The organism is Mongoliibacter sp., assembly GCF_007692705.1.
Lineage (GTDB): Bacteria > Bacteroidota > Bacteroidia > Cytophagales > Cyclobacteriaceae > Mongoliibacter.
On record NZ_REBN01000165.1, the window covers coordinates 1 to 13337 of the forward strand.

10 protein-coding genes are annotated in these 13337 nt (G+C 39.7%); 8 read left to right on the forward strand and 2 right to left on the reverse strand.

Annotation, left to right across the window (positions count from 1 at the left end; translation table 11 throughout):
* The 7 genes from EA341_RS10775 to EA341_RS10805 form a co-directional block, all read left to right on the forward strand.
* The coding region (locus tag EA341_RS10775; RefSeq protein WP_293014040.1) for a hypothetical protein at window positions 1-408 on the forward strand (408 nt) is incomplete at its 5' end.
* Between the two features lie 529 nt (window positions 409-937).
* Window positions 938-1318 (forward strand): hypothetical protein, encoded by a 381-nt coding sequence (locus tag EA341_RS10780; RefSeq protein WP_293014043.1) that lies wholly within the window; start codon window positions 938-940, stop codon window positions 1316-1318.
* A gap of 270 nt (window positions 1319-1588) precedes the next feature.
* On the forward strand, window positions 1589-5467 hold the full coding sequence (locus EA341_RS10785) for an efflux RND transporter permease subunit (protein ID WP_293014046.1): 3879 nt from the start codon (window positions 1589-1591) through the stop codon (window positions 5465-5467).
* A gap of 159 nt (window positions 5468-5626) precedes the next feature.
* Complete coding sequence (locus EA341_RS10790; RefSeq protein WP_293014049.1) at window positions 5627-6034, forward strand: four helix bundle protein; 408 nt, start codon at window positions 5627-5629, stop codon at window positions 6032-6034.
* Window positions 6035-6236: 202 nt separating this feature from the next.
* Window positions 6237-7670 (forward strand): TolC family protein, encoded by a 1434-nt coding sequence (locus EA341_RS10795; RefSeq protein ID WP_293014051.1) that lies wholly within the window; start codon window positions 6237-6239, stop codon window positions 7668-7670.
* A gap of 129 nt (window positions 7671-7799) precedes the next feature.
* Complete coding sequence (locus tag EA341_RS10800; protein ID WP_293014053.1) at window positions 7800-9542, forward strand: efflux RND transporter periplasmic adaptor subunit; 1743 nt, start codon at window positions 7800-7802, stop codon at window positions 9540-9542.
* 321 nt (window positions 9543-9863) lie between these two features.
* Window positions 9864-10445, forward strand: a complete 582-nt coding sequence (locus tag EA341_RS10805; protein WP_293014056.1) for a DUF2911 domain-containing protein — start codon at window positions 9864-9866, stop codon at window positions 10443-10445.
* A 21-nt stretch (window positions 10446-10466) separates the two neighbouring features.
* Here EA341_RS10805 and EA341_RS10810 read toward each other — a convergent pair whose 3' ends face one another.
* Window positions 10467-11507: a PAS domain-containing protein gene (locus tag EA341_RS10810; RefSeq protein WP_293014058.1), complete on the reverse strand. Its 1041-nt coding sequence runs from the start codon at window positions 11505-11507 to the stop codon at window positions 10467-10469.
* A gap of 85 nt (window positions 11508-11592) precedes the next feature.
* On the opposite strand from EA341_RS10810, the gene EA341_RS10815 reads away from it, so the two are divergent.
* The gene (locus tag EA341_RS10815; protein WP_293014059.1) at window positions 11593-12192 is read left to right on the forward strand and encodes an HD domain-containing protein; all 600 of its coding nucleotides are present in this window, start codon (window positions 11593-11595) and stop codon (window positions 12190-12192) included.
* On the opposite strand, the gene EA341_RS10820 is transcribed toward EA341_RS10815, so the two are convergent.
* A complete protein-coding gene (locus EA341_RS10820) occupies window positions 12193-13335 on the reverse strand; it encodes a hypothetical protein (protein WP_293014062.1) in 1143 nt (380 codons plus the stop codon).
* Between the last annotated feature and the right edge of the window lie 2 nt (window positions 13336-13337).

The following is a 13337-nucleotide window of genomic DNA, read 5'->3' on the forward strand; positions in this document are numbered from 1 at the left end:
TTTGGTTTGTTTATTTCTCGAAATGGAGGTCAAGTTGGGGAAACAGAGATTTTGGGAGATTTTTTTGACAGGGTAAATTGGCAAAGCCAAGGAGGCATGTTGTTTTATGCAATTCCTTTAACCGATAAGTTTGTCATTGAAGCTGGTCTGGGAGTAGCGGTCAATACCATGACCCATTTTGATGGGGAAAATAAATTCAGATTGAATTACCATAGTTTCTTTCAAAGAACCAGGTTCAAATATCAATTGCATCAGTTAGAAAATAGAAATGCCCTGCATTTAATTTTAAGCGGAGATTTGAATATGGTAAGAGGTCCTCGGATTCGAATAAATGAGGATGATAGAAAATATGTTCAACAGGGACTTTATTCAAATTTTTCCCTTGGTCTGGCTTTTTCATTTTTTTAATCCAAGTGGAATAATTTCTTCTTTGTCAATACATAAATCCAAACAGCCATAAGGGAATCCGGTTCTGATTTCCGTATTCGATATCATCTGCTGCGATAAAGCTGTTTTTGACTCCTTGAATCTGCTTATTGCTTATATTTTTTCCAACTACTCGGAAGGTGTATGTACTGTCAATGTGGAAATCACTAACTTTTTCAGAAATCTTTCTTCAATTGATTCCATTATATTGCTTAATAAAGAAAACGATATTTGACTTTACACTCATTATTTACTCATAAAACTCATTAAATGCTTAATACACTAAGCAAAAAATTCAATAATTACTAAATATGTTAGCTAACTACTAGGAATGACCTGAGAAACTTTTGAATCGCTGTGATTGTCACGTATACCTTTTCATCTCTGTCTATCTGACAATCAGGATTGAGTGAATTGCATATGTCAAAAATTGCCTCATTATTAATTCAAATAAAAATTCTATACATTTACTAGGTAAAACCTTCTTACATTTGAAGCGTAAATAGCAACCGTGAAGTCATTTATAAAAATAGCACTCCTTGTTTTCTATGTGTTTTTCAACGCAGGGCTGAGCTATTCCATGCATTATTGTGGAGATGATTTTCAAAGGATCAATGTTTTTTCTGAATACAAAACTTGCTGCGAATCCAATACACCGATGCAGGGATGCTGCGATGATATTTCTAATTTAGAGCTTCCCAATACTGATCAACAAATTTCTGATGTGTTGAATCTTCAACATCAGACTTTTGAATATTCAAGTCCAGTTTTGCAATTTGAATCACCTTTTTACACATTCGATATTGATGAGAAAACAGCCTTTGCTGATTCTTCTCCACCCTTATTTCACGATACAGCGATTTATATTTTTTGTCAGGTATTCCTGATTTAGTTTCTCGCCAAGGTCGCCAAGAAGCAAAGACCGCAAAGTTTTAATTTAAAGTCACATCCCAAATTCAGGTGATTTCTTTAATTGTAGACCTAGCAGGTTTTCAAAATCTGACAGATTTATCCTACTTCTAATTTGCTCTTAGCGGTTCCTTTCTTTAACCTGTCTTGTTTTAAAGCAGACAAAATATCTATCAATATCTAGTATCCACTAATATCTGTTTCTTCGATTCAAAGAGAGTTATCAGATATAAAGCATTTAGTCCAAAGAACTATGCTAAATAATATCATCAAATTTTTCCTCGAAAATAAACTGGTGACAGTTATCCTCCTTTTGCTCGTAGTAGCTTGGGGGATTGTGACTGCTCCTTTCAATTGGAATACAGGTTTTCTTCCCAATGATCCTGTACCAGTGGATGCCATTCCTGATATCGGGGAAAACCAGCAAATTGTCTTTACCGACTGGATGGGCCGATCGCCACAAGATGTGGAGGATCAGATTACTTATCCCTTGACCACTTCCCTGTTGGGGATGCCCGGGGTAAAGTCTATCCGGAGCACTTCTATGTTCGGGTTCTCTTCCATCTATTTGATTTTCGAAGAGGATGTTGAGTTCTACTGGAGCCGTTCCAGAATTTTGGAAAAACTCAACTCTCTGCCTTCTGGATTATTGCCTGAAGGAGTACAGCCTAAGCTTGGACCTGATGCAACAGGATTAGGCCAGGTCTACTTTTACACCTTAGAAGGGAGGGATGAAAATGGTAATCCTGCCGGCGGTTGGGATTTACACGAACTTCGAAGTATCCAGGATTATTATGTGCGCTATGGTTTGGCAGGTACTGAAGGAGTTGCTGAGGTAGCGAGCATTGGGGGGCATGTGAAGGAATATCAAGTGGATTTGGATCCTGTGGCCATGAAGGCACACAATGTTTCCATGATGCAGGTGATGAATGCGATCAAGCAGTCCAATCTGGATATTGGTGCCAACACCATGGAAATCAATCAGGTGGAATTTATTGTGCGCGGGTTGGGCTATGTAAAGTCATTGGATGATATTGAAATGGCGGTGGTTAAAATGACAAATAATGTCCCTCTACGTATCAAAGATATCGCTAAGGTAAATATTGGTCCAGCCAGCCGTGCCGAAAGAGCGATTTTGGATAAAGGAGGTGCTGAGGCCGTTGGTGGGGTAGTAGTAGCCCGGTATGGTGACAATCCTTTGCAAGTCATTGATGCCATCAAGGCCAAAATAGATGAAATTTCTCCCGGACTTCCTACCAAGACTTTGGAAGATGGAAGTATTTCCAAGGTAACCATTGTGCCTTTTTATGACCGCTCAGGTTTGATCAAGGAAACGCTCAATACGCTGAATGAAGCCATCAGTTTGCAGATTCTGATTACCATTATCGTGATCATGGTGATGGTGTACAACCTCCGGGCTTCCATTTTGATTTCCGCACTATTGCCCTTGGCAGTATTGATGTGCTTCATCATGATGAAATATGTAGGGGTAGATGCCAATATCGTAGCCCTTTCAGGGATAGCTATTGCCATTGGAACCATGGTGGATCTGGGGATTATTTTGAATGAAAATATACTCCGTCATCTGGAAGAATCTGATGGGCAAAAAACAAAGCTTCAAATTATTTATGATGCAACCACTGAAGTGAGTTCGGCAATTCTGACAGCAGTAATGACTACTATCGTCAGTTTCTTGCCTGTATTCACCCTACAGGCCGCAGAAGGCAAACTCTTTGGCCCATTGGCTTATACCAAAACATTTGCTCTGATCGCTGCATTGATTTTCACCTTGGTCTTTATGCCTGCCTTTGCGCATTGGGTATTTGGGGCTAAGGTCAAATCCAAAAACTTCAAGACTATTCTTAATATCGGAATGGCTATTTTGGGCTTAGTACTCTTGTTTTATTTCCCTTGGCCAGGAATGGTGTTATTGGCTTTTGCTGCGAATCACTTGATCCATCATTTCTTCCCTACACAGACCAGAGAGGGTAAATACAAAAACCAGATAGCCATGTTGATTGCGGTTGTTGCGGTTTCAGTTCTTCTGGCTTTTGAATGGAGACCACTAGGGCTTACTCAGTCAGTTTTCATCAACTTCCTATTCATTGGTCTGGTTATCGGATTGGTATTGGGTACATTCTCACTTTTTATCAGGTACTATGCTGTTTTATTGAAATGGTGTCTGGAGCATGCTAGAGTATTTTTTGTCATCCCAGTCCTGATCATTCTTTTTGCAATTAATATTTGGTTGGGTTTCGGCTCTGTTTTTGGATTTGTCGCCAAAGGCTTTGATCAGGTGGGTTGGAATATCCGCACTACCTCAGTTTGGTCTGGACTTACCCATGCTTTGCCAGGAATGGGCAAAGAATTTATGCCAGCTTTGAATGAAGGCTCTTTCCTATTGATGCCGACTTCCATGCCACATTCGGGCGTAGAGGCCAATATGCAGATTGTGAAGCAGCTCGACATGTTGGTTCAGGCGATTCCTGAAGTAGAAACGGTAGTAGGAAAAGCAGGACGGGCAGAAAGCCCTCTGGATCCTGCGCCTATGTCCATGTATGAAAACATCATCAATTACAAGACGGAATATATACAGGATGACAATGCCCAAAAACTCCGCTTTAAAGTAGATAGAGAGGGGAATTATCAACTTCAAGTGGATGGCAAAAACTGGTGGTTTGACCGTCAGGACGGAGCCATCTGGGATGATGATAAAAACTATATGGAAGAATCCAGAAGAAGGGGGATAGTACGGAATGTTGCCAAATACTTAGTTTCTGATGAAAGAAGAGGACAATATTTCCGTCAATGGAGAGATGAAATCCGCACGCCGGATGATATCTGGGATGAAATTCAAATCCGAACTTCCAATATCCCTGGCGTGACTTCCGCACCAAAACTACAACCTATCGAAACCCGCTTGGTCATGTTGCAAACAGGCATGCGTGCTCCTATGGGGATGAAGGTTTATGGGCCAGACTTAGAGACCATTGAGAGTTTCAGTTTGAAACTGGAAAGCTTACTCAAAGAAGTGGCCTCTGTAAAAGCCGAAGCCGTCTTTGCTGACCGTTCTTTAGGTAAACCCTATCTGGAAATTGATTTGGATAGGACTAAGTTGGGTAGGTACGGGCTTAATGTAGCTGATGTGCAGGAGTTTATCGAAGTAGCGATAGGAGGTATGACCTTGAGTACCACGGTAGAAGGTCGTGAGCGTTATGCCATCCGTGCCCGATATGCCAGAGAGTATAGAGATGATCCAGATGCCTTGAAGCGGATTTTGATCAGCACTCCGACAGGAGCACAGATACCACTGGGTCAATTGGCTGAGATCAATTACCGTCCTGGGCCGATGATGATCCGAGGGGAAAATACTTTCTTGGTTGGTTATGTGCTTTTTGATAAGCGAGATGGATTTGCTGAAGGTACAGTGGTAGATGATGCCAGGGCATTTATTCAAAATAAAATCAACTCTGGAGAATTGGATGTTCCTGCTGGAGTTTCTTATACTTTCTCGGGAAGTTACGAAAACCAAATCCGTGCAGAGAAGCGCTTGGCGATTGTGATCCCACTATCCTTGGCGGTAATTTTCCTGATTTTGTATTTGCAGTTCCGTTCGACAGCCATGGTGCTGATGATTTTCTCTGCCATAGCTATGGCCTTTTCGGGAGGCTTTATGATGTTGTGGTTTTATGGGCAGGATTGGTTTTTCGATTTCAACTTCCTTGGTACCAATATCCGGGAACTCTTCCAGATGCGCACATTCAATCTTTCTGTGGCGGTATGGGTAGGTTTTATTGCCTTGTTTGGGATTGCCACAGACGATGGTGTAGTGATGGGAACGTACCTGAAACAAAGTTTCGAAAGAATACAACCTGAGAATGTCAAAGAAGTCCGCAAAGCAGTTTTGGAAGCTGGCTTGAAAAGGGTTAGGCCTTGTTTGATGACAACAGCAACCACTTTGTTGGCACTGCTTCCTGTATTGACAAGTTCAGGCCGAGGGTCGGATATCATGATCCCAATGGCAATACCTGCTTTTGGGGGAATGACGGTGGCGCTTATTTCTTTGTTTATTGTGCCGGTGCTATATGGGAAGTATCAGGAAACGAAGTTGAAATATGCTAAAGCGAAATAGAGTTGAAATATGCTTCGCGAAATATGCCTTCGGCGAAATAGGGTTGAAATATACTTCGTGAAATATGTCTGGGACGAAATACAGTTGAAATATGCCTTCGGCGAAATAGAGTTGAAATAAGGATTTGCCGAAATATGATTGATATATTTAAATAGAAATATGATGGATGGGAAAAAGAATTTCATTCCGCTAAAGGATCTGGAGATATACCAGTTATCAAGGAAGCTGTCGGCAATAGCATGGGAGATTTATAGCAGGCTATCATATCAAGAAAAAAAGACTTGGGGAGATCAGATGCTTGAATCTATAGATTCTGTAGGGGCTAATATTGCGGAAGGATATGGTCGATATCATTATTTAGAGAAGATGCGATTCTATTTTATTTCCAGGGCTTCTTTATCAGAAGGGAAAGAACATTGGTTAGATCTTGGATTCGAAAGAGGTCAGATTTCTCAGGAAGAATGGGATCAAATCTGTGCAATTCATAAACCCCTTCAAATAAAATTGAATAATATGATTTCAAAAACTTACGAATCAAAGAAAGGAGGAGAAAATGGAAGGAATTAAAGATATGCTTATTCACATAGAGCAGCCAAATACTTTCAAAGGTTTAGAGAAGAGATCTATTTCAACCCTATATAAAATGGTAAATAAAAGGGATAAAGGTCTGATGTTTAATATTATTTCTATCATATTTCAATGTATTTCTACCATATTTCAATTTCTGATCAATTTCTCCCAAAAGGTTACAAATAGTAAAAATGGTCTGATGCTTAAAATTATTTCGATAATATTTCTATGTATTTCCACCATATTTCAAGCCAATAGCCAGTCTCTAGATCAATATTTAGAAGAAGCCACAGAAAATAATCCATCACTTCAATCTTCATTTACGGTTTATAAGGCTAGCCTTGAAAAAGTGAATCAAGTAACCTTAGAAAGCCCCCAATTAAACATCGGTGTATTCACCAGACCTATGGAGTTATTGATGGGGAATCAGCGTGGGGAAGCATCCGTGATGCAAATGTTTCCTTGGTTTGGGATGCTTAAAACCCAGAAGGATGAAGCGACGCTGATGGCAGAAGCTAAGTACGAGGAATTCAGACAACAAAGGAATGTCCTGCTGTATCAGGTCAAAGAGACTTATTTCCAATTGCAGCAATTACAAAACACTATTGATATCACGGCTTCCAATCTGGAGATTTTGAAGTCTTTGGAAGAATTGGCCATCATCCGATATCAGGGAGGCAATACTTCTGAAGCAGCCTCTTCTGTTTCCAATGCTGTAAGAAGCTCTTCTAGAACAGGTCAATCTAATACTTCTGACGGTATGGGTATGGGAGGAAGTGGATCTTCTTCGGGAGGATCAGCCCCATCTGGAGGCTCGTCGGCAATGTCTACAATGGGCTCGGGTGGAGGCTCTGGCAAACTCACAGATGTTCTGCGCCTACAAGTTCAGATCAAGGCCTTAGAGTCTGATTTACAACAATTAGAAGTGGACAAAAGACCCTTATCGGCAAGGTTCAATCAATTGCTGGGGAAAGGAAAAAACGAACCAATAGCCATTGATTCGGACATTTTGACGGAAAAAGGGACTGGTTGGGAATTGGCTTTTCTGGAAGAAATTCTAGAGACTAATCCCATGTTGTTGATGCTGGAAAAAGAAGGTATGGCTTTTCAAAAGCAGGGTGAAATGGCGAAACTGGAAGGCAAGCCCATGTTTGGTTTGGGTTTGAATTATATGGTCTTTTCTCCAAGAGCTGAAATGGGTGTACCGGGAGGAATGGGAGGTATGGATTACATGCCTGCCGGTATGGGTAACAACATGGTCATGCCTATGGCAACTGTTACTTTACCGATATACAGGAAAAAATACAAGGCGATGGAAGCGGAGTCTAAGCTTTATTGGGAAGCCAATGAAAGGCAAAAAGAAGATTTACAAAGAAACTTGGAAACCGAATTTGAAAGTATCCTGGCTAATATCAAAGATTCTGAAAGAAAGATAAGGCTCTTGGAAGAACAAATTGAATTGACAGAGCAGACCATGGAACTTTCTGTCACATCTTATGCCACTGAAGGCAGTTCTTTCGAGGAAATTCTTAATATCCAAAGGGAATTATTGGATTTCAGGTTGAATGCTTTGAATACAAAAATTGAAAGGGAAATACAATTGGCTAAAATGGAGACTTTGGTTGGTGTTTAATAATTGAAATACAGTAGAAATAAAGTTGAAATAAAATAGAAATAAGGTTAATCCTAAGGTTAAGTTAGTCTTGAATCTTGCGTCTTATGTCTTACATCTTCAAAAAAAATGAACAATAAAAAACAAATCTTGATAATAATCCTCGGCTGCCTATTCTTTGGCGCAGTGGGAGGATACTTGATTCGTGGGGGTGGGGAAGAACATCCTGATCACGAACATACTCATATTGACGAAAACGGGGTGGAATATACTTGTTCCATGCATCCGCAAATCCGTCAAAATGAACCGGGGCAATGCCCACTTTGTGGCATGGCACTTACTCCAGTAAGTAATAAAAAAAATGGAGAATCCAGTCCTTTTATCCTGGAGATTACGCCTGAGGCAGTTGCTCTTTCCAATGTGCAGACCACGCGTGTGAAATCTGGATCTGGCTCTGGGAAACTCACCCTCACAGGTAAAATCCAGCCTAACGAGCAAAGGGTAAAGAGTCTGACGGCCAATTATGCTGGACGTGTAGATCAGCTTTATGTGAACTTTACCGGTCAGGAAGTAAGAAGGGGAGAAAAACTTGCTACGCTTTATTCTCCAGAATTGGTCAATGCTCAGAAAGAGCTTTTGGAAACAGCCAAAATTAAAGACCGTCAGCCTGCATTGTATCAGGCTGCCAAGGAGAAATTGAAGCTCTGGAAAATCTCTGATGATCAAATCGCGGCTATCGAAAGTTCAGGTCAGGTGAAAACCCAATTTGATGTCTTTTCAGATGTTGCAGGAGTAGTAACAGCCCGAAATATAGCTGTGGGAGACTTTGTCAATAGAGGTTCAGCACTTTTTGAAATCGTGGACTTGAGTTCTGTTTGGGTAATGTTGGATGCCTATGAATCTGACTTGGGTGCTATCAAAAAAGGAAATGATTTGACTTTTCAGGTCTCTTCTTATCCTGGAAGAGAGTTCAAGGCTAAGGTCACGTACATTGACCCTGTGCTCAATCCTGATACCCGTACAGTTGGGGTAAGGGCAGAAGCGGTCAACCGTAATTTTGAATTGAAGCCTGAAATGTTTGTTTCCGCTAATATTTCCACCTCCCAAGCCACTGCCTCTGGTTTGATGATTCCTAAAACTGCCATTTTGTGGACTGGTCCGAGGTCTGTGGTGTATGTTCAAGTAGGCGATAAAGAAGCTCCTGCTTTTGAAATGCGAGAAATAGAGATCGGAGCAAGAGTAGGAGATGATTATTTGATACTTTCTGGCTTGGAGGAAGGTGATCAGGTAGTTTCCAATGGAGTATTTGCTATTGATGCCGCAGCTCAGTTGAGCGGGAATTACAGCATGATGACGAGGCCTGAAGTGAAGACTTTAGATGTACCCGAGGAGTTTAGAAAGCAACTGACCACCTTTGTTCAAAGTTACCTGCCCATCAAAGATGCTTTGGTGAAAACCGATGCCAAGAGCACCCAAGCTACAATTAGCCCTGCCAAATCTAGCTTGAGTAAAGTGGATATGAAACTATTGGATGGTAAAGCCCATGATATTTGGATGGATTTGTTAAGGCCTATGCAAAATAGTTTGGATAAAATTGCCCAAACTTCAGATGTGGAGGAGCAGAGAAAGCATTTCGAAATCCTTTCTGATAACCTGATTGATGCAGTAGAATATTTCGGAGTGGTAGAGAACACCATTTATCGTCAATACTGTCCAATGGCATTTAAAGATCAGGGTGCATACTGGCTGAGTTCAGAAAAAGAAATCCGAAACCCCTACTTCGGAGATATGATGCTGACTTGCGGGGAAGTGAAAGATACTTATCAGCCTGGGAAAAGGGTGACTTCATCGTCCGGTAATCAGCCTGAAGTGCAGGTGGGGCATGTTCATTAGAAATGAAATATGGTTGAAATAAAGTTGAAATATGATTGAAATAAAGTAGAAATACGATGGGAATATAATGGAAATATTGTTGAAATAATGTAGAAATACAACGGAAATATAGTTGAAATAGATACTGTTCATTTAAGGGTTTTATCAATAAATTCAGTCACGAGTAAATCAATTATATTCCTTTGAACCTGTCTGGAGAAGGAATAGTCATATTTCAATCTTATTTCACGAAGTGTATTTCAACAATATTTCGCCGAAGGCATATTTCAACTTTATTTCACGAAGTGTATTTCCAAAAATGTAATATTCAAACTTTAAAATATGAAAAATAAATTAATCATCGCCGCTCTATTATTATCCATCTCTTGTTCTTCACCAAAGGAGGAGAAAGTAGCAGAGTCCAATGGGCATGAACATCATGACCATTCAGCCCATGCAGGAACATCCAACGCCAAGAGTCCTAGGACAGCTGCGATGGCCAATATAGGATCTAATCATGTGCATATTGATTATTCTGCTCCGAGTGTCAGGGGAAGACAGATTTTCGGAGGCTTAGTAGCTTTTGATGAAGTATGGGTAACCGGTGCGCATACCGCAACAAGCATAGCTTTCAATAAAGATTTGATCATAGAAGGTGAAAAAGTTCCAAAGGGGAAATATGCACTTTTTACAATTCCTGGAGAGAATAGCTGGACGGTTATCCTAAACAAAAATTACGAGCAACACTTGGCGGATGATTATGATGAAGCTGATGATGTATTGAGGATCAAAATTGAAACTTTCACTCCCGAAGTTCAAGCAGAACAACTTAAGTTTGAAGTAATTTCTAAAACTTCAAATTCAGGAGTTTTAAGGTTTTCTTGGGATCAGACGGCTTTTGAATTGGATATTGAAGTGGAATAGCTTGAATTTATGAAAAATGAATCAAGCTGAATCTTCAGGAGAGAAATGGCTAGAGTCGTGAATACTCTCCTGAAGCACTTTATCGAGTTTATTGGCTTCAGTTTTTAGGATATTTAAAAGTTCTGAAGCTTCTTCTGGTTTTTTTTTCATGTCAATGACTTGTAATATGCCAAGAATATTTGCCAATTTAGCCCTCATCAGGTGAGACTGATTAAATGCCAGTGTTTTCAGGAATTCATTCTGTTTTTCAAGTAATGCCTCTGACGCTTTCTTTTCTGAAATGTCAAAAAGACCTCCAACCATAAGTTTTGGGGTGCTCATTTGTGTCCAGTTTATGACTTTTCCATAACAGACCACATATTTTATTTCATCTTTGAGATTTAAAATTCTAAACTCACAATGAAAGGGGATTTTTCCCATAGAAGAAATATGCTCCTTTAATTGAGCTTCAACCTTATTGCTGTCAGGTGGGTAGACATGTTTTTTCCATTTTACCTGTCTATTTCTAGAGTCAAAATCATTTGGATCATACCCGAGAAAGATAAGAAGAGAAGCGCTAAGCTCATCTTTTTTTCGATTTAAATCCCAAAGCCAAAAACCCAATAAATGGTTTTCGAATAGGCCGTCCAGTACTTCATTTTTTACCTGGAGTTCATTCATTGTTTCAGGAATATCCCAATGATTATGGCGGTGATTGGGTATAGTGTGTGCAATACCAACATATAAAAATCCCTTCTCTAAAGAAGTGACTTTGAATTCCCAACTGGTCCAGATAAAATCATTTCCCTTATTATTGAGTTTTCTAAGCTTGACTTTGAAACTTGTTTTTTGGCTAGTTAGTGCTTTTTCTAATAAATATTGATAATTTGAAAAATCTTGAGGAAAGATTATCTCTGAAAAAGACTTACCTATTATAGGTTTATCTAAAAATGAGAGTTGCTTATTGAAGTTTTTATTGGCTTCAATAATTAAGTGATTTTGATCCAATACCACAAAGTAAATTTGATCTGAATTATTCAATAATTCAGGAAGAATATTGTGACTGTTGGGGAAAGGATTCACTTAAAAGCTTAGATAATTAGCGCTAATATATATAGAAAAAGCAAAATACAATATTTAAAATACAATAAAAGTTATTTAAAAGTTTATGACTGGATCTCTTATTTTAAATAGACAGGAATTTGGTTCTTCCGAAAACGATGGGAATGTTATGACTCGAGAGGAAGCAATGGTATTACTTTCGGATTGGGTTAAAAACGATAAACTTGCTTTCCACATGAAGCAAGTTGGACATCTGATGAAATCCTATGCTGAGTCCAAAGGTTATGATAATCAAACACAGCATAGGTGGTATATCGCCGGTCTACTTCATGATGCAGATTGGGATCGATGGCCAGATGAGCATTGTAAGAGAATTATTGAGGAGTTAGAAAGCAGGAATCAAGACCCGCGGATAATGAAGGCAATAGCCAGCCATGGTCCAGTTCATTTTGGGGTAGAACCGGAATCGGAAATGGATAAAATGCTTTATGCATTTGACGAGCTATCAGGATTAATCCATGCTTATTCGTTGATGAGGCCTCAAGGTTATGATGGCATGGAAATTAAAGGAGTAAAGAAGAGGTTGAAAGACAAGGGTTTTGCCGCTCAGGTAAGCAGGGAAGACATCGCTGATGCCTCAGTAAGGGCAGGAATACCTGTGGAGGATCTCATTAAATTTATAATTAACAACCAGTTGCGGGCTTGATCAGGGAAGTCTCACTTCTTCCCAAAAGTTTTCTTGGCTTTTTACAAACAGCCCATTTCTGGTAGCGACATAGACTTTGCCGCCAAAAAACTGTACATCATATATTTGTGCACTGTTTAGCCCTGTTCTGTCCAATTCCGTAAGTTGATGATTAGAAACAGCATTTTCCCGGAAATTTTCCAGAGAAGAAAGAACTTCAGTTCCAGGAATGAAAATCAATCCTTTGTCCCCATCAGATCTGATGATCAATGGACCATTGAGTTCGGTGATGTATTCCTTGGTTTCGGACAGGGGTGAATTGGAGTAAGAAATTCTTCCTACAGGGGATTCTGAAATCAAATATTCCAAAGGGGATACCTGAGCAAAATCGTAAAACCTGAAATTCGTACTCCCTGTGGAGGGGCCTATAAGTTTCTGTGTACTTCCATCTTTGGAAATCAGGTATGAATCTCCTGATTCGGGTTCATCGCCCTCTTTTCTAATGTGGGCTACCCATTGGTCTTCCAGCTTTTTGACACTTTGTATAATCAATCCCTGACCATTTTCGTCAGAAGATAACCCCAAACTTAATGGATTGATTTCCGCAACCTTACTTACTTCAATCCTGCCAAATCCAGTTCCAAAGTCTATTTCAAGAATAAGGATTCGATGATGTCCGGCATTTACAAGGTTCAGGATTAAATGATTGCCGTTAAGGTCAAAGGTTCTTTCGGGATGGATAAGTTCCTTCTGAGTATCTGATACCAACAGTCGATCGGCTCCATTTTCATTTAAATGATCAGCAAAAATTAATCCTCTTGTTTCTCCAAAATCTGTCGGGAAAATAGCTAGCCCTTTGAGGTTTTCGCTTGGGTGAAGAATATAATCTTCGGTAAAAGAAGGCCTGAATCTTCGGTTTAATCCACTTGTAAAGCAGCAAGAAAAAGTGATGGAGCCTTCTTTATTGATGTATCCCGGATAACTTTCATGGAGAAAAAAAAGCTTATCATCAATGATTTCCATCCCGAAAATAAAACCCCGGTTAAGAGTAGAATTATCAACTTGCTCGAAGTTTTCCGGATCAACTTCTATTACAGGTTCTCCAGGTTCTGAACAAGAAAATCCAAAGCAGATACATATAGTGAAAACAAAAAATCTTTTCATTG

Excerpts from the sequence above, each read along its gene's own strand:
- EA341_RS10820 (WP_293014062.1), bottom strand. The coding sequence starts at position 13,335 with ATGAAAAGATTTTTTGTTTTCACTATATGTATCTGCTTTGGATTTTCT.
- EA341_RS10790 (WP_293014049.1), top strand. The coding sequence starts at position 5,627 with ATGATGGATGGGAAAAAGAATTTCATTCCGCTAAAGGATCTGGAGATA.
- EA341_RS10795 (WP_293014051.1), top strand. The coding sequence starts at position 6,237 with ATGCTTAAAATTATTTCGATAATATTTCTATGTATTTCCACCATATTT.
- EA341_RS10815 (WP_293014059.1), top strand. The coding sequence starts at position 11,593 with ATGACTGGATCTCTTATTTTAAATAGACAGGAATTTGGTTCTTCCGAA.
- EA341_RS10805 (WP_293014056.1), top strand. The coding sequence starts at position 9,864 with ATGAAAAATAAATTAATCATCGCCGCTCTATTATTATCCATCTCTTGT.
- EA341_RS10785 (WP_293014046.1), top strand. The coding sequence starts at position 1,589 with ATGCTAAATAATATCATCAAATTTTTCCTCGAAAATAAACTGGTGACA.